At 48.3% G+C, this 17,691-nt stretch carries 16 protein-coding genes; 6 read left to right on the top strand and 10 right to left on the bottom strand.

Annotation, left to right across the window (positions count from 1 at the left end):
- Positions 1-120: 120 nt before the first annotated feature.
- Together RQM65_RS17690 and RQM65_RS17685 are read right to left on the bottom strand one after the other, a co-directional pair.
- Positions 121-636, bottom strand: a complete 516-nt coding sequence (locus RQM65_RS17690) for a conjugal transfer protein TraO (RefSeq protein ID WP_314016905.1) — start codon at positions 634-636, stop codon at positions 121-123.
- Between the two features lie 20 nt (positions 637-656).
- Positions 657-1,718 carry a DUF4138 domain-containing protein gene (locus tag RQM65_RS17685; RefSeq protein ID WP_314016904.1) on the bottom strand — a complete coding sequence of 354 codons (1,062 nt, stop codon included), beginning with the start codon at positions 1,716-1,718 and terminating at the stop codon, positions 657-659.
- Between the two features lie 71 nt (positions 1,719-1,789).
- On the opposite strand from RQM65_RS17685, the gene RQM65_RS17680 reads away from it, so the two are divergent.
- A complete protein-coding gene (locus tag RQM65_RS17680) occupies positions 1,790-1,921 on the top strand; it encodes a hypothetical protein (protein WP_314016903.1) in 132 nt (43 codons plus the stop codon).
- Positions 1,922-1,975: 54 nt separating this feature from the next.
- Here the strand turns inward: RQM65_RS17680 and RQM65_RS17675 are convergent, their stop codons facing one another.
- From RQM65_RS17675 to RQM65_RS17665, 3 genes are all read right to left on the bottom strand, one after another.
- A complete protein-coding gene (locus RQM65_RS17675; RefSeq protein ID WP_314016901.1) occupies positions 1,976-3,340 on the bottom strand; it encodes a DUF5458 family protein in 1,365 nt (454 codons plus the stop codon).
- A gap of 10 nt (positions 3,341-3,350) precedes the next feature.
- Positions 3,351-3,803, bottom strand: coding sequence for a hypothetical protein (locus RQM65_RS17670; RefSeq protein WP_314016900.1), 453 nt, complete (start codon positions 3,801-3,803; stop codon positions 3,351-3,353).
- Between the two features lie 322 nt (positions 3,804-4,125).
- A complete protein-coding gene (locus RQM65_RS17665; protein ID WP_314016899.1) occupies positions 4,126-4,428 on the bottom strand; it encodes a hypothetical protein in 303 nt (100 codons plus the stop codon).
- A 64-nt stretch (positions 4,429-4,492) separates the two neighbouring features.
- Here RQM65_RS17665 and RQM65_RS17660 point away from each other — a divergent pair, with 64 nt between their 5' ends.
- The 5 genes from RQM65_RS17660 to leuB all read left to right on the top strand — a co-directional run bounded on the left by RQM65_RS17660 (position 4,493) and on the right by leuB (position 11,093).
- Positions 4,493-5,749 (top strand): hypothetical protein, encoded by a 1,257-nt coding sequence (locus RQM65_RS17660; RefSeq protein ID WP_314016898.1) that lies wholly within the window; start codon positions 4,493-4,495, stop codon positions 5,747-5,749.
- 248 nt (positions 5,750-5,997) lie between these two features.
- Positions 5,998-7,419 carry a 3-isopropylmalate dehydratase large subunit gene (gene leuC / locus RQM65_RS17655; RefSeq protein WP_314016897.1) on the top strand — a complete coding sequence of 474 codons (1,422 nt, stop codon included), beginning with the start codon at positions 5,998-6,000 and terminating at the stop codon, positions 7,417-7,419.
- Positions 7,420-7,592: 173 nt separating this feature from the next.
- The gene (gene leuD / locus RQM65_RS17650) at positions 7,593-8,189 is read left to right on the top strand and encodes a 3-isopropylmalate dehydratase small subunit (RefSeq protein WP_314016895.1); all 597 of its coding nucleotides are present in this window, start codon (positions 7,593-7,595) and stop codon (positions 8,187-8,189) included.
- Positions 8,190-8,342: 153 nt separating this feature from the next.
- Positions 8,343-9,854: an alpha-isopropylmalate synthase regulatory domain-containing protein gene (locus RQM65_RS17645; protein ID WP_314016893.1), complete on the top strand. Its 1,512-nt coding sequence runs from the start codon at positions 8,343-8,345 to the stop codon at positions 9,852-9,854.
- Positions 9,855-10,037: 183 nt separating this feature from the next.
- On the top strand, positions 10,038-11,093 hold the full coding sequence (gene leuB / locus RQM65_RS17640; protein WP_314016892.1) for a 3-isopropylmalate dehydrogenase: 1,056 nt from the start codon (positions 10,038-10,040) through the stop codon (positions 11,091-11,093).
- A 130-nt stretch (positions 11,094-11,223) separates the two neighbouring features.
- Here the strand turns inward: leuB and RQM65_RS17635 are convergent, their stop codons facing one another.
- From RQM65_RS17635 to ilvB, 5 genes are all read right to left on the bottom strand, one after another.
- The gene (locus RQM65_RS17635) at positions 11,224-12,810 is read right to left on the bottom strand and encodes an NADP-dependent glyceraldehyde-3-phosphate dehydrogenase (protein WP_314016890.1); all 1,587 of its coding nucleotides are present in this window, start codon (positions 12,808-12,810) and stop codon (positions 11,224-11,226) included.
- Between the two features lie 176 nt (positions 12,811-12,986).
- A complete protein-coding gene (ilvC, locus tag RQM65_RS17630) occupies positions 12,987-14,462 on the bottom strand; it encodes a ketol-acid reductoisomerase (RefSeq protein WP_314016888.1) in 1,476 nt (491 codons plus the stop codon).
- 141 nt (positions 14,463-14,603) lie between these two features.
- Positions 14,604-15,134, bottom strand: a complete 531-nt coding sequence (gene ilvN / locus RQM65_RS17625; RefSeq protein WP_314016886.1) for an acetolactate synthase small subunit — start codon at positions 15,132-15,134, stop codon at positions 14,604-14,606.
- A gap of 89 nt (positions 15,135-15,223) precedes the next feature.
- Complete coding sequence (locus tag RQM65_RS17620; RefSeq protein ID WP_314016884.1) at positions 15,224-15,805, bottom strand: O-methyltransferase; 582 nt, start codon at positions 15,803-15,805, stop codon at positions 15,224-15,226.
- Between the two features lie 103 nt (positions 15,806-15,908).
- A complete protein-coding gene (gene ilvB, locus RQM65_RS17615) occupies positions 15,909-17,645 on the bottom strand; it encodes a biosynthetic-type acetolactate synthase large subunit (RefSeq protein WP_314016882.1) in 1,737 nt (578 codons plus the stop codon).
- Positions 17,646-17,691 lie beyond the last annotated feature (46 nt).

Below are 17,691 nucleotides of genomic sequence, written 5' to 3'. Positions count from 1 at the left end.
TAAGTCTATCCTGTAAGGGGATTGTGCCTTTCATGTAGGGATGGCTTGCTATCCGAAGTATTTATAAGGTTCTTTTCAGATGGCGGAGATATCGGACCATGGCCGATGCTGGTTTCGCTCCTAAAGATTAAAATAATACCGCAGTCCCATCCCGGAAAAGTTGGTGAACTTGCCAAAATCACTGTTCACATGGTAAAATTGTGAGGATTTTACCACTAACGAAACATGTTCGCTAACGATGATATCGAGGTCTATGCTGGCCACTCCCCCGTAAATAAATTTACTTTGTCCATCGACGAAGACGACATTCGTAATGGCATCATTGCCGTTATTGGCGAGTTCGTAGCCCGCGACGGCCCCGCCCCCAAGGCTGAGGGACTGCGTCCGGCGGTTTTTACTATACACCGTCAGGAAATAAGAATAGTTTGCCGTAAAACTGGAATAGGGTAAACTGGTCTCGCCAAATTTGTAATCCGCCATACTGACTTCGAGACCGACCTGGGTAAAGCTGCTTTCGCTGAGATTGGTATTATAGGTAATCTCCCCGCCATAGCCTTCCCCAAAAATACCTGCATGCACCGAAAGAGTATTGGAATAGCTTTGCCCGACCGCCATCAGGGGAAAAAGGATCAACATCAGAAAATAGTTTCGTCGTCTCAATTGGTGGGGGCGTTTATCTGTTTGTTATCCAACGGCAATAGCACCATTCTATTGGTATCCAATTCATCCAACACGACATAGACTTCTTCCTTGCCGGATATCGTAAATCGGTTAAAGACCAATACGACCTCGTTGATGCCTTTGGGATCGATCTTATCCTGCAGGTTGAAAACATATCTGGGTTTCATGATTTTCTGCAGCTGTCCGACCCCTGATTTTCGGAAAAAACTTAAACCGTTGACATGATATTCCTTGCGGGAATTATTTTCGATTTGAAGCACAAAATAGATCTCCTCGCGATCGATCAAAATATTGTTTAATTTGAGCACAATCCTCTTGTTCTGCCGGAAAGTGCGCAAGAAAATCGTTTTTTGCAGATAGTTGTTTTCGCAGAATATCCGGTAGTATTCATTTCTATCGACATCGTACAGGTCCTCTTCGCCGTGGCCCAGCCCTTTAGGATTGTATTTGGATTTTTGATGAAATTCTTCATCCGCAATAGAAGCTCGAAGGGGTATTCCGGCATCACCGGGTTGGACAGGGATTTCTAACTTATTAGGAAGGACTTCGGATGATATTTCCGCTGGATTGTTGGATGCCGTAACCACGGGTTCAACGGATGCACTATCGTTGACCTCGCCCATTTCTATCCGCGGTTTCGACCCTGGTTCTCCTTGTTTGTTGTCTTCGGGTTTCGAAGTATGATTGGGAAGCCGCCCCACCGCCATCTCGGGAGACAATATAAAGTTGAACTTTTCTATACTATCGGAATACTCGATGGCGAAGGAATAGATATGTCCGTTTTCAGTAATTACCGTAAGATTGCTCGATTTGCCTTGGTTACCGCTTAAAAGTCCCATCTGGGGCTCATCGTTATCATATTTGAACTCAAAGTTTGCCGCAGGAGCGATGGTCCGGGAAATGGGGGATGGAAAAAAGAGGGTCAAGGTCGTATGGGCGTTGACCATCACCGATATGGGTACAGTATGCTGCTCTTGCCCATGGCATCCAGCACCAAAAAACACACTCAAAAGGAAGAAAATAGTGCTGTTCTTCATAATTGGTTACGGAGATTTACCTCAAAAACCAAAACACAAGGGGAATTTAAATATTGCGGACTACCACATGAATGGAAAGAAAATTCGTCAAATGGCAGGATTCCTGGGGGTCGTGGCACCTCGATGCACTTTCCGATGCCTATATGCAATGCGGGCATCTTCTTCACTTTTTGGTAGGTGTGGACCAAGATGCCCGTCCTTGATGTTTTCCCCTCGTACCGCAAGGCTCGACCGGTGTTATTGCAGGGTTCGAAACGCTACTGCTGTGTATATTCCGTATCCCAATCGGTACCTTCGTCCCCCTTTTGTCCGTCCATTTTAATCAAGAAATTCTTGGCCGGAAAGTAGGGTTTCAAACGCACATCCATATAAATACGGTCCTTTTGGTTCTGGTCCTGCTCGAATCGACGGATCTCGAAGTTTTCGATCAGTTTATCGGGACCGGTAATGGCATCTAAAAAGCGAACGATCTGTGCCTGTATCTCGTTGCGGGTCTTGGTATTGAAATTCTCAAAGGCCCTCCGGTTCAGGAAATCCATCAACACCTTCGCGACATAATCGAAAACACGGACGACGGAATAGGTCTGCAGCCCGAGATTATCTCCATTGAACAGGGTCTTGGCGGAAAAGGCCATCACTTTGCCGTATTCGTTGACCATGGGTACCAGCCCGAGGTTTTCCAAATTGGCGATTTCGCTTTTTCTCAAATCGAAGCGCACGCCATCGACCTCACTAAGCCCGCCGTGTTTCTTGCCGGCGGTGACCTGTGACATCAAAGTCTTGTAAATTTTACCGGCCAGCGCACCCGAAGGCGGAACATGTACATCGTCTTCTTCGCCGACCTCGTCGTGTCTGCCGCGGCCAACCAACCAATTACAGGTCATAATGGTATTGGAAAGGTACATATCGGCACCGGCGAGATTGGCACTTTCGAACATTTCCATCACATCGTCGGGCTCATCCAAATGTGCGAAATCGGTAATCAGGGTCACTTTGTTCTCATGGGCCGCCTTGGCCCATTTATCGACAACGGATTTTGACCCCAAATAGCCGGGTAAAACCATTAGTCCGTAGTTCTCCCGGAGGTCTAAACGGTCATATTTATCGACCAGTTCTTCCCTGATATGATCAAAGAACCGGGTATTGTCAAGATCGGTCAGCTGCTCGAGTTCCGCATTGATGACGGACACGTTCTTTAGCGATGGCTGATCGGTGTTTTTGTAGAACAGGGCTATGGAGCGGTACGAGGTTTCCAGCTCGCGTGTTTCATCCAAGGCCGATTTTAGGTTTTTGGTAAGCACCTGCTTTGATTTCTGCGACTTGTCGTCGGCGGATTGTACCAAGGCGATGATATCATCACCCGATTTTAAGGTGTCGGACCAAAGCTGTAAGGTCTTTAGCAAATCGCGACGCTCCTGTTTTTTGCTGTTTTCGGTGAGGAACATCTTTCGCCGCGCCTTTCGATCGGGGTTCATGTTCTGCACCCCGTCGATTGCGGATTCCAATAGATCATATCCGCCGTACTTGACGAATTCATCCGACTTCTGCTTTATCCGTTCCGCGTACGGCTTGTCGCCTTGCTGAACGGACTTCTGTTGGGTTTGGGGTTGGGGTTGGGCCATGATTTGGGGTTTATTGGGTAGTTCTTATTTCTTCTACGAGGGCATCGATGGTATCGATCAATGACTTTTTGGCCTCGGGATCTTCCAGGGCGGCCTTCAAAATCTTATTGGTCTTCAACTGCTTGATAATCTGTTTGTACTGGTCGCTTTCTATTTCGAGTTCTTTTAGGAAATCGCTGATGTTGATGATGCCTTTCTTTCCGAAATCCCCAAGGTTCCGGAACTTCAGGCTTTCGTTTACGGTACCACCATCCTTATCCTCAAAAGGAATTTTGAGTTCGGGCTCGAAATGCTCGAATACATCCTCGATCGTTCTTAAGCCTTCGATAACTTCCGGTTTTACCGGGGCATTCGGGGTCAATTTACCCGCAATAAGCGTTCTGTTCTGTGGTATCTCGTTAAGGGCCTCGCTCGCATCGCCTTTTACTTCATTTCCGCCAATACCGATTGTATCAATAGCCATATTCCAAAAATTTTGTTTTGTATATAACTATTTTTTTTGCTACGTATTGTACGCAATACGATAATGTGGGGGCTAATATCGTTGAACGGACAGTTTAAAAATAGATAACAGATTTTGAGTTTGGCGGCACTACCGACAAAAAGCCTATGGAGAAGATACCAGGATTTAAGCAGTGAAAATGGACGGGGTATCCATTCTTGAGGGGTACTCCATGTAATCGTAGATTAATAGAATTGGGCTACTTCCAGAAAAAAGGCAACAGGATGAAGTTGAAGCGCTGAAAAAAGCAAGTGGTTTCGGCCATGCAATCTGCTGGTTTAGCTTACCTGGTTAGTATGGATTCCGTAATCACGCGGTGTTCCTCGTTAAGGGTCATCTTCGGAAAGTCCCGGTTCGCCCTCCGGTACCAGTATCCCGCGTTAAACTCGTCGCCCTCTTTTCGGTGAAGATAGGCATGAATCCAACTGCCGGTATCGTTGTGCAAGTCCTGGGCGATATCGTGTGAGGCTTCCCAGTCCCCCTTGGCATCGTACCAAAGCGATTTGAGGGCAGCTGGCCATTCGCGGTTTGGCTCCGATTGTTGTAAGGTGGCTTCAAAGTCGTCGTAATTTTTGGGCTTTTCCATCATTTTCCGGTTTCAAGTCCTTTGCTTTCCAAAATTACCTAAATTCGACCGTTAATCCATAGCAGTGACTACAAAACTACCCGGAAGTAAAGCACAGCGCAAGGCCTTGCCCTATCTGGTGGCGCTCGGGTTCACGTTGGTGATCTTCGGCCTCCACATGCTACCGAATATGGACAGCATGTTGAACGAGAACAACACCAGGATCTCCCATGGATTCTTAAAGTCCCAGATCGATTACCATCAAGAAATCGCCCCCTTTGCCCGTAGGCCGCTTACCAGCCTACTTATCGAAAACTTGACGGAATCGTTCGGCCTAAGGGACGGACATTCCTTTATATTGGTGAATTTTTTTCTGCTGTTCTGTAGCGGAATTCTGTTGTTTAAACTTTCAAGAAAATTGAAGTCCACCCCCACACGGGCCCTAGCCAATATGAGCGTTTATTTTTTGTCGTTTTCCGTGCTCTTTGCTTTTTTCCCACCGGTCTTTAGTTATGACGAACCGATGCAGTACTGCTTCATTCTGCTGGCCCTGATAGCGTTTGTTCAAGCTAAATGGTCCTGGTACGTACCGTTATTTACTTTAGCCTTAATTTCTAGGGAAACCAGTTTGCTTCTGCTTCCGGCACTTGTACTATTTTTTCCGGGGATGAAAAAAGTGCAAGTTAGGATGTTTTCCAAGGCCCATTTGAGGTTATGTGTTCCCGTCCTGCTTCCCCTACTCTTCTACGGAATCTATCTTGCCGCCTTTATTGCAGTCAACGAACAGCTCCAAGCCACCCAAATTGAAATGGCAAGCCGTTATACCTGTTTTTTAGAAAATTTCGAAAGCACCAAGAACAGTGTCGAGACCTGGACGTCCCTTTATCTGGCCCTCGCCCCCTTTCTATATCTGGTGGCCGTAAAATTAAAAGGAAACGGACTGCAGGTCCGACATAAAAAATGGATCAGGGCCTTTCTGTTGACCGTCGCCATTAATGCGCCCATCGTGATTTTGACGGCTTTCGCCCGCGAAACCCGTCTGTTCGCGTTGCCGTTGTTCTTTATCTGGCCGGTATTCGCCTCCCTTTTCGCAAGCCAGATTATCCCTTTATTCTCGGTTCGGCTTTATTCGAAAGTGGGTCGTAAATGGTCGTATTCCCTTACCTTTTTAATCCTCAATGCGGCAAATTACGGGTTCTGCTTTGTGATATATCCAAATTTGGGACTCGGGCAAAACACGTTTTTTGGGGAGTACTTGTTCCTTATCAACCTGTTGATGACCCTTCACGGGACGCTATCCCTCTTTATTCGAAGAAATCCAACGATTCAAAAAATTGCATGATTTCTGGTGCGATGCTCCCAGCGGATATCCCGTAGGCAAGCCGACCTTTTACCTAGGACCGATGCCCTTCTGCAGTCTAATCTTAGCTATGGGGAGCCCATTTTCGGTAAAACACAAAAGCCTACGGTATTAGGGGACTCCCGAAAGGGTAAAATCGGGGTTGGACATCGTAATTTCCATCCTCAATAATTTCCTAAGAGGCTTAGTTTCATTAACTTTGTAAGCTTAGAATTTACAGATTATAGACCATGAAGAAGAAAAAAACATTGTTTGATAAAGTATGGGATTCGCATGTGGTACAACACATCGAAAACGGTCCCGATGTGCTTTTCATCGACCGCCATATGGTGCACGAAGTGACCAGTCCCGTGGCCTTTCTTGGCCTCAAGAATAGGGACATAGAGGTTATGTACCCCGAAAAGACTTTTGCTACCGCCGATCACAATACCCCGACCATCAACCAACACCTCCCCGTCAAAGATCCACTTTCCGCCAAACAGTTGGAGGCCTTGGAAAAAAACTCCGAAGCACATGGCATCTCGTACTGGGGATTAGGTCATGAAAAAAACGGAATCGTGCACGTGGTGGGGCCAGAATACGGTATTACGCAACCCGGTGCTACCATCGTTTGCGGCGACTCCCACACCTCTACCCATGGGGCTTTTGGGGCGATCGCATTTGGAATCGGCACCTCGGAGGTCGAAATGGTATTGGCCACCCAATGTATCATGCAGACCAAGCCCAAAAGCATGCGCATCAATGTTGAGGGCGAACTGAATTTCGGGGTTACCCCCAAGGATGTCGCCCTGTACATCATATCACAACTATCCACTTCGGGCGCTACCGGCTATTTTGTTGAATATGCTGGAGAGGTATTCCGAAACATGAGCATGGAAGGCCGGATGACCGTCTGCAACCTAAGTATCGAGATGGGTGCCCGCGGCGGGATGATCGCGCCGGATGAAAAGACATTCGAGTACGTCAAAGGCAGGGAGTTCACCCCTACCGGAGCGGATTGGGACACGGCGATGGACTATTGGAAGACGCTTCCTACAGAAGAGGGAGCGGAGTTCGATAAGGAAGTCACCTTCGACGCGGCAGACATCGAACCGATGATTACCTACGGTACCAATCCGGGCATGGGCATCGGAATTTCCCATGGTATTCCCCTTGCCGATGCCAAAGATAGTGGGGCGGCCACCTATCGTAAATCCTTGGATTATATGGATTTCAACGAGGGAGATTCCATGATGGGAAAACCTATCGATTTTGTTTTCCTCGGAAGCTGTACCAACGGCCGGATAGAAGATTTTAGACTGTTCACCTCATTGGTGGAAGGCAGAAAAAAAGCGGACAACGTGACCGCTTGGCTCGTACCCGGTTCACATAAGGTTGAAAAGGCCATAAGGGAGGAAGGCTTATTGGACATCCTGGAGGAAGCCGGATTCGCTCTTCGTGAGCCCGGATGCTCCGCCTGCTTGGCCATGAACGATGACAAAGTCCCCGCCGGCAAGTACGCGGTCAGCACCTCGAACCGAAACTTTGAGGGAAGACAGGGCCCCGGATCTAGAACGCTTTTGGCGAGTCCCCTTGTTGCCGCGGCCGCTGCGGTTACCGGTAAAGTGACCGATCCGCGAGAGCTGATGAAATCAGAATTGGAGAACGCTTAAAATAACGACGCAATTGCGAGGGGCTTCATTTGCCGCAAGAAAATGACGCGACGCGGCAATCTGTTCAACGTTCTAGAATGCTCAAGGGCTAGACTCTTAACAGATTGCTTCGCTTCAACGGCTTGCAGCGGACGAAGCTCACAGTTTATCACCAATAACGAACAATTACTACAATGGCATACGATAAATTCAACATACTGACATCGACCGCCGTACCGCTTCCGATAGAGAACGTGGATACGGACCAGATCATTCCCGCACGGTTTTTAAAAGCGACGGAGCGCACAGGCTTCGGCGATAATCTGTTTAGGGACTGGCGCTATAACAACGACCATTCCGAGAAAAAGGACTTTGTACTGAACAACCCCATGTACAGCGGCCGCATTCTGGTCGGGGGAAAGAACTTCGGTTCCGGTTCCTCCCGAGAACATGCCGCGTGGGCGGTCTATGATTACGGATTCCGTTGTGTGGTATCCAGTTTTTTTGCGGATATCTTCCGAAACAACTGCCTCAACATCGGCGTACTGCCGGTACAGGTGAGTGCCGAGTTCCTCGAAAAGATCTTTAGGGCCATCGAGGCCGACCCGAACGCCACTTTTGAGGTCAATCTTCCCGAACAGACCATCACTATTGAAGGGACGGGAGATCAAGAAAACTTCGACATCAACGCCTATAAAAAAGCGAATATGCTTAACGGTTTTGACGATATCGACTATCTACTTAATATTAAGGGGCAGATTCGGGAATTCGCGGAGGAAAGGCCATTATAAAACGTAATTGCGAGGAGCGTAATTACCGCAGGCAAACAAGGTTACGGGACAATCTGTTCAACATTCTAGAATGCCGAACAGATCGCTTCGCTTCATCTGCTTGCAGCGGACGAAGCTCGCAATGGCAAATAGTAAAAATACACTATAGTTGAAATGAAAAGACGGATTGAAATCATGGATACCACCCTGCGTGACGGGGAACAAACTTCGGGAGTATCCTTTTCAGTATCCGAGAAACTGACGGTGGCCAAGCTTTTGCTCGACGAGCTGAAGGTGGACCGTATCGAAGTGGCTTCTGCCCGGGTGTCGCAAGGCGAACTGGAAGCCGTACAGCAGATTACGGATTGGGCGGCCTCCGAGCAACACCTCCACAAAATAGAGGTGCTCACCTTCGTCGATGGCGGCGTGTCCCTAAACTGGATGGAACAAGCAGGGGCCAAGACCCAGAACCTCTTGACCAAGGGATCGCTCAATCATTTGAAATTTCAGCTTAAGAAGTCCCCCAAACGACACTTTGAAGAGGTTGCCGCGGTTTTTTCTGCCGCGGAAAAAAAAGGTATCAATAGCAATATATATTTAGAGGATTGGAGTAACGGGATGCGAAATTCCAAGGACTATGTTTTTCAGTTTTTGGATTTCCTCTCCGAACAGCCCATCAAACGCATTCTACTTCCGGATACCCTTGGCATTCTCACCCATACGGAAACCTATAGTTTTCTTTCTGAAATCGTGGCCCGATACCCGAATATCCATTTCGACTTTCACGGGCATAATGACTATGATCTGGGCGTGGCCAATGCTATGGAAGCCGTGAAGGCCGGGTGCCGCGGACTGCACCTGACCGTCAACGGGATGGGAGAACGGGCCGGGAACGCTCCTCTGGCCAGCACCATTGCGGCCATCAACGATTTTCTGCCCGAAGTAGAGATCGGCGTCAATGAGACCGCCCTGTATAAAATCAGCAAGCTGGTTTCCGCCTTTTCCGGTATCGGCATCCCCTCCAATAAACCCATAGTCGGGGATAATGTGTTTACCCAGACGGCGGGAATACATGCAGATGGCGACAACAAGAACAATTTGTATTTTAGCGACCTGATGCCGGAGCGTTTTGGTAGGAAGCGCAAATACGCCCTAGGCAAGATGTCGGGAAAGGCAAACATTCAAAAAAACTTACAGGAACTCGGCCTGACCCTGAACGAAGATGAACTCAAAAAAGTAACCGCCCGAATCATCGAACTTGGGGATAAAAAGGAAAGGGTCACCAAGGACGATCTGCCCTATATCATTTCTGATGTGCTGAACACCGATTACCTGCAAAAGGTTTTCGTAAAATCGTACGTATTGACCCATTCCAAGGGACTGCGCCCCTCCACCACCCTTTCGCTGGAGATAGAAGGAGAAATTTTCGAGGAAAATGCATCCGGTGACGGTCAGTACGATGCTTTTATAAACGCGCTTAGAAAAATATATCGGTCCCGGAAAATGGAGCTTCCCAAGTTGGTGGATTATTCGGTGCGGATTCCCCCGGGAAGTAGTTCCGACGCCCTCTGTGAAACCATCATCACCTGGGAGAGCCAGGGAAAGGAAATTATGTCCCGAGGACTTGATTCCGACCAGACGGTATCGGCCATCAAGGCCACCGAGAAAATGTTGAATATTATTTAGGAACACGAATGGCGAGGAGGTAATTTTCGCAGAAAAACCACCGACGCGGCAATCCGTCGAATAACGCTACGAAGTTGAGAAAAGGAACGCCCCCGAAAAGAAATATGAAGCAAATTAATAGATTGCCGCGCTGCGCACGCAATTGACCACAAAAATTGACCACAAACCAAATAACTCTTTAGCATGAAATTAAACATTGCCCTATTGGCCGGAGACGGTATCGGCCCCGAAGTAATCGACCAAGCTGTAAAAGTCTGTGATGCCATCGCGGAAAAATACCAACATGACATCACCTGGAAACCTGCCTTGACCGGTGCCGCTGCCATCGATGAGGTCGGTGAGCCTTATCCCGATGAGACCCACGAAATTTGCGCCAATGCCGATGCAGTACTTTTTGGTGCTATCGGACATCCGCGATTTGACAACGATCCCTCCGCCAAGGTGCGGCCCGAGCAAGGTCTGTTGAAAATGCGCCAAAAATTGGGACTGTTCGCCAATGTGCGCCCGACGTTTACCTTTCCCTCCCTTATCGACAAATCGCCCCTAAAGCGGGAACGTATTGAAGGCACCGATCTTATCATCCTTCGGGAGTTGACCGGAGGCGTCTATTTTGGCGAGCGGGGCCGAAAAGATAATGGCAATACCGCCTTTGATACCATGACCTATACCCGTGCCGAAATCCAGCGGCTGGCCAAAAAGGGATTTGAAATGGCGATGGGCCGCTCAAAAAGATTGTGTTGTGTCGATAAGGCGAACGTACTGGAATCCTCCCGATTATGGCGGGAGACCGTGCAGGCGATGGAAAAGGACTATCCCGAGGTCGAGGTCAGTTACGAATTCGTCGATGCCGTCGCCATGCGCTTGGTACAATGGCCCAAAGGCTATGATGTTATCATTACCGAAAACTTGTTCGGGGATATACTGACGGACGAGGCTTCCGTAATTTCCGGATCCATGGGCCTAATGCCCTCCGCTTCAGTGGGGAGTAAGGTTTCTTTGTACGAACCAATCCACGGTTCGTACCCCCAAGCGGCCGGGAAAGACATCGCCAATCCCTTGGCTACCGTGCTGTCCGCAGCCATGCTGTTCGATGACCTGAATCTCAACCAAGAAGCGGAAGATATTCGCCGGGTGGTGAACAAATCGCTAGCGGAAGGTATCGTGACCGAGGATCTGGCCGAGGACGGGAAATCGTATAAGACCAGTGAGGTCGGCGATTGGTTGGCGAAGAATATTTAATGATGAAAAAAAAAAGCCCAAACACCAACGGAAAGCTATACTTTCAAACGTTGTGACTGGGCCGGTAGTAGCAAATAGTCCAAAATTTACCCCGTATGAACAGTTACCTGTCATGCGGGGTTTTAACCTGTTATAAAATATAGTCCGTACTTACAAAGTTGGACAATTTGGTTTCCAACAATTGCTCCACAGTTTCCTTGTTCAGGTCATTATCCTTAAACGCCACGAACGTACGTATCGAAAACGAACGCAGGGCATCGTGGACGCTCAAGGTGGCTTGGGCGGAATCTTTCCGGCCGGTAAACGGATAGACATCCGGGCCACGTTGGCACGAACTGTTCAGGTTCACACGGCAGACCAAGTTGACCAAGGTATCGATCAGTGGTGATAAGGCATAAACATCCTTTCCAAAAAGACTGACCTGTTGGCCGTAATTGCTTTCCGCCATATCATCGAGCGGTTCTTCGATGTCCGAAAAAGTGAGTACTGGAATCACCGGTCCGAACTGTTCTTCTTGATAGACGCGCATATCTTTGGTAACAGGATGCAAAACTGCCGGCCAGATATAATTATCGAAATGCTTGCCGCCTTTTTCGTTGATTACTTCCGCCCCTTTTTGCTTGGCATCGTCGATCAACTCTTGAATATAGGCCGGTTTTCCGGGTTCGGGCAAGGGTGTCAAGTTGACGCCGTCATCCCAAGGATTACCAAAATTAAGTCCGTCAACACGTTCGGCGAAGCGCTTTAAGAATTTTTCCTTAATATCCTCATGAACATAAATGACCTTTAATGCGGTACAGCGTTGCCCGTTGAAGGACAGGGTTCCCGAAATACATTCTTCGATGGTCAGATCGAGATCGGCATCCGGTAGGATTATCGCGGGATTCTTGGCTTCCAAACCCAGAACAAGCCGTAAGCGGCTGCTTTTTGGATGTTGTTCCTGAATGGCATTGGCCGATTTACTGTTTCCGATTAGGGCCAGTACATCTACCTTTCCACTCTGCATAATTGGGGTAGCCAAAACTCGGCCCCTTCCGAAGAGAATGTTCACGACTCCTTTGGGAAAACTATTTTGAAATGCTTCCAACAACGGGGTAATCAACAAAACTCCGTGCTTTGCCGGTTTGAAAATGGTCGTATTCCCCATGATAATCGCGGGAATCAACAACGCAAAGGTTTCGTTCAACGGATAGTTATAAGGTCCCAAACAAAGCACTACCCCTAAAGGTCCCCTTTTAATATGGGCATATACCCCGTCCTGTTTCTGAAACTTGGCCGAATTACGGTCCAAATCTTTATATTCCTCGATGGTATCATAAATATACTCCACCGTGCGATCAAACTCCTTTTGGGAGTCGGGCAGGGATTTGCCGATTTCCCACATTAGTAATTTTACGATTTCATCGCGTTTGGTCTCCATCTGGCCCACAAACTTTTCCATACACTCGATACGATCTCTGACATGCATGGTTGGCCATACGCCCTGTCCCCGGTCAAAGGCGTCCACGGCGGCACTTAGGGCCTCCAATGCCTCCGGTTCGCCCATGTCGGGTACGGAGCCCAACAAGGTCGGCTCATAGTTTTCGGTGGATGAAATGGTGGAATGGACCTCTGCGGTGGTACCATCCCAACTTTTTAGTTCTCCGTTGACCAAATAGTTCTTTTGGTGCAAGGGAGCTTTAATTTGGAATTGTTCGGGTATTGTTGTATTTGACATGGTTTAGTGTTCTAAATGTTCATTAATAGGCCAATCGCGAGGAACCGCTCAAAGCAAAATAGGACGTGGTGGCGACACAAGTTCTTGAATTCGCTGCATGGTTGAATTCAGCTGACTGCGACGTCGCCTCCCCGCTGAATGCAGGTCCAGTTTTCTTTCATCTCCTCGCAATTGCGTTAGACTATTGGCTTCATCGCTGTCATTGACGCCCTCAGCCTTGCGCCCACTTTTTCCACCGGATGCTCTCGGAGCGTATCGTTGACCGCGATCAGTTTGGCATTGTCCACTTGATTGCTTTTTCCCTCGCCATAGTGCTTGCCGATGACATCGGAATCGATTTTTTCCATAAAGTCGGCCAGCAAAGGCTTACAGGCGTGGTCAAATAAATAGCAGCCGTACTCCGCCGTATCGGAAATCACCCGGTTCATCTCGAACAGTTTCTTCCTGGCGATGGTATTCGCGATCAACGGGGTTTCGTGAAGGGACTCGTAATAGGCCGATTCCCCAATAATACCGGATTCGATCATGGATTCGTAGGCCAGTTCTACCCCTGCCCTGACCATGGCGACCATCAGCACCCCGTTATCGTAGAACTCCTGTTCCGATATCTCGTCATCGCTTGCGGCGGTCTTTTCGAAAGCGGTCTCACCGGTCTCGGCACGCCATTTCAACAGGTTTTTATCGTCGTTGGCCCAATCTTCCATCATGGTCTTCGAAAAATGGCCGGTCATAATATCGTCCATATGTTTATGGAAGAGGGGACGCATAATGTCTTTCATCTCTTCGGATAGCTCAAAGGCCTTGATTTTTGCGGGATTGGACAATCGGTCCATCATATTGGTGATTCCCCCGTATTTCATTCCCTCGGTAATGGTTTCCCAGCCGTATTGGATGAGCTTGGAGGCGTATCCCGGCTCGATACCTTTCTCGACCATCTTGTCGAAACAAAGGATGCTTCCGGTCTGCAGTAATCCACATAGGATGGTCTGTTCCCCCATTAAATCGGACTTCACTTCAGCGACAAAAGACGATTCCAAAACGCCTGCCCTATGTCCCCCGGTGGCAACGGCATAAGCTTTTGCCTGTTCAAGACCTTTTCCTTCGGGGTCGTTGTCGGGATGCACCGCAATAAGGGTCGGCACTCCAAAACCTCGCTTATATTCTTCCCGTACTTCGGAGCCGGGACATTTCGGTGCTACCATGATCACGGTCAGGTCTTCCCGTATCTGCATGCCCTCTTCCACGATATTAAACCCATGGGAATATGATAGGGTGGCTCCCTTCTTCATTAGGGGCATGACCGTACCCACTACGTTAGAGTGTTGTTTGTCGGGGGTCAGGTTGATGACCAGGTCGGCATTGGGAATCAACTTCTCATAGGTACCGACGGTAAATCCGTTTTCTGTTGCGTTTTGATAGGACTGTCTTTTTTCTTTAATGGCCCCTTCGCGCAATGCATAGGATATGTCCAGTCCCGAATCCCTCATATTCAGACCTTGGTTCAGGCCCTGTGCCCCGCAGCCTACGATTACGATTTTCTTTCCTTTTAAAGCGGAAACCCCATCGGAGAATTCAGCGGCCTCCATAAACCGGCATTTTCCTAGCTGCGTCAGTTGATCTCGTAACGATAGTGTATTAAAATAATTTGCCATTTGAAAATAGTATTGATTATTGATTGTTAATTATTAATTGCTATTTGATGCCTTTCATCATGACTTCGCGGCAGCGCAGTACATCTGACTTTTATTTGGGCAATTTGGTGATGCGCCTTTATGAGAAGACGTTGAAACGGATTACACCTCTTCGTGAAACCCATTGAGCAGGGCAGTAATTGCCATAACGTCTTTGGTGACCGAAATACGACCGGAGCGGACGAACTGCATAATCCCAAAGGGTTTAAGCTGATCGTACATGGCATCGACCTCCCTACGTCGGCCCGTTTTTGAGATAACGAAAAAATCCCGTGCCACGGTTACGATTTCGGAGTGGTTCTCCTTGATGATGTTCTGGATCTGGCGTTCATCGAAAAGAAGGTCCGAAGCGATTTTGAAAAGCGCGCATTCCTGAAATATAGTCTCCTCATCCGTGTGATAAAACGCCTTTATCACCTCGATCTGTTTCTCGATCTGACGCACGATCTTACGGCTCCAATCTTCCGTAGTAAAAGTGACTATTGTAAATTTAGAAACCCCGTCTATTTCCGACCTAGAGACGTTTAAGCTCTCTATGTTTATGTGTCGCTTTAAGAATATTCCGGATATTCTATTGAGCAATCCCACATTGTTTTCCGAATAGACCGATATGGTGAACCAAGCTTTGTCCATTGTCGTTATTGATTACTGATTATTAGTTTTATTTAGCACCGGAACTTTTAAAAAAAAGGCCGGGCGCGTGTGCATATCATCTTTTTCCCTTAAAACCTTCTGACCGCAATGACCAAGCCCGTGGACCAATCCAATTTGGTTAAAATAAAATCGTTCCGTTGCTCTAAACAGGCAATCAAGTCGCCTGCCTTTTTATCATGGCCTTCGGGCCAATTGGGCTGGACGCACATATCATCGATTACATAAAATCCACCTCTTTTCACCAGGCCGAGTATATCATCGATTTCACTGTATTTGCCCGGCCAAGCATCGGCGAAAATCAGGTCGAAGGCATCGCCATCGTATTCCTTTATCCATTGTGAACCGTCTTGACAGCGAATTTCAAGTCGGCTATCATCGCCAAAATGGGCTTTGGCAATACCAATCAGTTCCTTATCATTGTCCACCGTAATCAAACGGGATTCCCCATCCATTCCATCGACCATCCACGAAAGGCTTAGTCCTATACCGGTGCCCAGCTCCAAAAATCGGCCTCCGGGCTTGGAGGCGATCAAGGTTTTGAGCAGGGTACCAATGTGGACATCCGAAGGCATGTTAAAGCCGATTTCCTCGGATTTACGTTGGATTTTTGGGAGGATTTTCGGGATGGTTTGAATGTCGCTATCCTTCATATCAACTAGTTACTTTTCCAAAATCCAATGTCGTGCTCCGCGTAACCGATTCGAAAACCTTGCGTTCTCCCAAACCATCGACTGCGCTCGGGATGACAAGGGATTATTTTAACCGGATATCAGAAACCGAGGCCCCAGAAGGAATCATCGGAAATACATTATCCTCTTTTTCGACCCGAACCTCCAAAAAATACGGCTTATCGGAGGCGATCATCTCCTCGACTGCCGCTTTTAGATCTTTCCGCTCGCTGACCCTGTTGGACTCGATATGATATCCTTCCGCTATCTTGACAAAATCGGGATTCACCATCACCGTGGAGGCATAGCGTCTTTCAAAGAACAGTTCTTGCCATTGGCGTACCATGCCCAAGTGGTCGTTGTTCAGCACAACTATCTTTACCGGCACCTGATGCTGGAAGATGATTCCCAGTTCTTGAATCGTCATCTGGTAGCCCCCATCACCAATAATGGCCACTACCTCTCGATCCATCGCGCCCATTTTGGCCCCAATGGCAGCGGGAAGGGCAAAGCCCATGGTCCCCAATCCGCCGGAGGTTATATTGCTTTTCGTGTGCTTGAACTTGGCATAGCGGCAGGCAATCATTTGGTGCTGCCCCACGTCGGAAACGATGACGGCCTCATTTTTCGAGGCTTGGTTGATCTCTTTGATGACCTCGCCCATGGTCAGTCCCTCTTTAGTGGGATTCAGGTCCTTTGAAATCAACGTATCGAACTCTATTCTATATTTTTCCTTGAATTCCGAAAGCCAACCATCGTGGTTGTTATTTTTTATAAGGGGCAGCAATTGTTGCAAACTGTTCTTGGAATCTCCCAGTACCGCCACATCGGCATGTACGTTCTTGTTGATTTCAGCGGGATCGATCTCAAAATGGATGACTTTGGCCTGTTTGGCGTAGGTGTCCAAATTTCCGGTAACGCGGTCGTCGAACCGCATTCCGATGGCAATCAACAGATCACATTCGTTGGTCAGCAAGTTGGGACCGTAGTTGCCGTGCATGCCTACCATGCCGACGTTCAAAGGGTGGTCGCTATCCAATGCGGATGCTCCCATGATTGTCCAGGCCGCGGGAATGCCCGCTTTTTCGACCAAGGCTTTCAGCTCTTCCTCGGCCTGGCCCAAGATGACGCCCTGCCCCCAAATGATAAATGGTCTTTTGGCCGCGTTAATGAGTTCGGCAGCGGATGCTATGGCATTTTCTTCGGGTTTGGGATAGGGTTCGTAACTGCGCACTGCCGTGCATTTCTCGTAGCTGAACTCAAACTCGTCGAATTGGGCGTTCTTCGTAATATCGACTAAAACAGGACCGGGACGGCCTGATCTAGCGATATAAAAAGCTTTGGCCATAACCTCGGGAATCTCGGAAGCCTTGGTGATTTGTGCGTTCCATTTCGTAACCGGCGTAGAAATACCGATGATATCGGTCTCCTGAAAGGCATCGGAACCCAAAAGGTGCCGCGGCACCTGCCCCGTGATGCAGACCAAGGGGGTGGAATCGATTTGGGCATCGGCCAGTCCGGTCACGAGATTCGTAGCTCCGGGACCCGATGTAGCCATGGCGACACCGACTTTACCCGTCACCCTAGCATAGCCCTGGGCTGCATGGGTGGCTCCTTGTTCGTGACGGGAGAGAATGTGGGTCAGTCGGTCCTGGAACTTATAAAGTTCGTCATAAACGGGCATAATCGCCCCCCCCGGATAACCGTAAAGCAAATCGACCCCTTCTGCCAACAAACAGTGGATAATGGCCTCTGCCCCGCTGATTTTCAGTTTGGCCTTCTTTGTCTTGGGGTTTTCTGTCTTTATTTTTAGTGTTTCCATCTGCTTAAGTTCAAGCTTACTGAGTGTATAAGTTTGTGGGATCTAT

It is taken from the genome of Pricia mediterranea (assembly GCF_032248455.1).
GTDB lineage: Bacteria > Bacteroidota > Bacteroidia > Flavobacteriales > Flavobacteriaceae > Pricia > Pricia mediterranea.
The sequence above is the reverse complement of the archived record's forward strand: the minus strand, read 5'-3'. Positions and strand labels throughout refer to the sequence as shown.